The 1,504-nt window shown below is 33.8% G+C and carries 2 protein-coding genes; one reads left to right on the top strand and one right to left on the bottom strand.

Annotated features, from left to right (window positions below; genetic code table 11):
- Positions 1-18: 18 nt before the first annotated feature.
- A complete protein-coding gene (locus AC220I_RS22460) occupies positions 19-444 on the bottom strand; it encodes a thioesterase family protein (RefSeq protein WP_486726100.1) in 426 nt (141 codons plus the stop codon).
- A gap of 269 nt (positions 445-713) precedes the next feature.
- Between AC220I_RS22460 and AC220I_RS22455 the strand changes: the two genes are divergently transcribed.
- Positions 714-1,504, top strand: a 791-nt coding sequence (locus AC220I_RS22455; RefSeq protein WP_486726099.1) for a hypothetical protein, incomplete at its 3' end; no start/stop codon positions are given.

Below are 1,504 nucleotides of genomic sequence, written 5' to 3'. Positions count from 1 at the left end.
TCTATTTTGCAAATCTTTCTAATATTCGGGTTGATGGATATCCGCTTCTCTTGATGCAGCTTTTTCCTGTAGCTTCAATTGATTGACAATATATCGCGTATGTTTACCTTCTCCGATTTTGCCTATCTCATCAAAGGCTTCCATATTTAAAACAACTTTTGTTTGATCTGAAGCTTCAACCTTAACCGTTACAGAAACAGTTCCCCCTAGCATTGTTGGTTTGAAATGATCAACTTCAACATGCTTACCAACCGATATAAAACCTTCAGGCAAATTCTCATCCACAAGCATAGAGCCTGCTTCAATCATCAATGCAACAAGTCTTGGTGTTGCAAATAGATTTTCAATTTTGCCACTGCCATACTTAAGTGATGTGTCTTCCTCTGTTACTCTTCTTTGAATAACCAGTTCTCTACCAACCTCAATCGCTTTCATTTCTAACATATCTAACACCTCCATACTGTTACGTGCTACATTCATAGTAGTCACCTACGTTCAAATCTATCGATTTGTCTTATATATTGTTTACCCTAAATATGGCTTTTTATGCTAAAATATTAATAATATCACACACAATTTTAAACATTAACAAAATAAAATGTTTTTTTGAGTTTTTTTAATTTATAATTATAGTGGGGGTATAATTATACATACTATGACACATAGGGGATTCCACTCAATTATCAGTCATGGGTTAACTGTAGGAGGTAAAAATGGGCTTGAAAAAAAGGGCATCAATTAAAAGCACAAAAAACGTAAAATTTAAAATGCCAAACTTCAAACTTCCTTTTAAAAAAGCAAAGATAAAAGGAACAGAAAGAAGTCAAAAAACATCAGTTCTTAATGTAAGGGTAAAATTATTAACGAGTTACGCCATTTTATTTGTTATTATTGTTTCTTCACTCTTATTCACCATTAACGGCATTATCAATTTGAACAATATTATTGAAACAAACACCCTAGTTAGCAGCATTGTTAAAAGCATTGACTCGGTTCTATATAACCAAAGTCAATATGAACTCACCAGTAATTCAACAAACTTGGATGTCATCAGAACAGAGCTTGCCAGTATCAGCGAGGCCATAGCAAGTGTTAGACATCACGAAAAAAATCCTGCAACACTCGAAAAAATCACTGACATAGAAACATTGATTACGGATTATGAAACCGAGTTCAACAGATATACTACACTCAAAACTGATCGTCTTAACTCTATTGTTGACTTAAGTCTTAGTGCTGGTAGAGCAACAGAAACCATAGGCGCACTAAAAGATGAAATCGAAACAAATCTCAAACTTAAAAGTGAAGCTGGCTTTAGGGATGCAAATGAGGTTGAAACCCTTTATAATATTTTATCTGAGGCCATTAAGACTGAATTGGCCATTAATAAACTCAGAATTCTTGAAAAAGACTATATTTTAACTGGTAATAAGGACACACTTTTCCAGTTAACGGGTGACACTAAAAAAGTCCAAACCAATATGCTTTCAATCGTCAATAAGCT

The sequence above is a fragment of the Fusibacter sp. genome, from assembly GCF_057447755.1.
The sequence above is the reverse complement of the archived record's forward strand: the minus strand, read 5'-3'. Positions and strand labels throughout refer to the sequence as shown.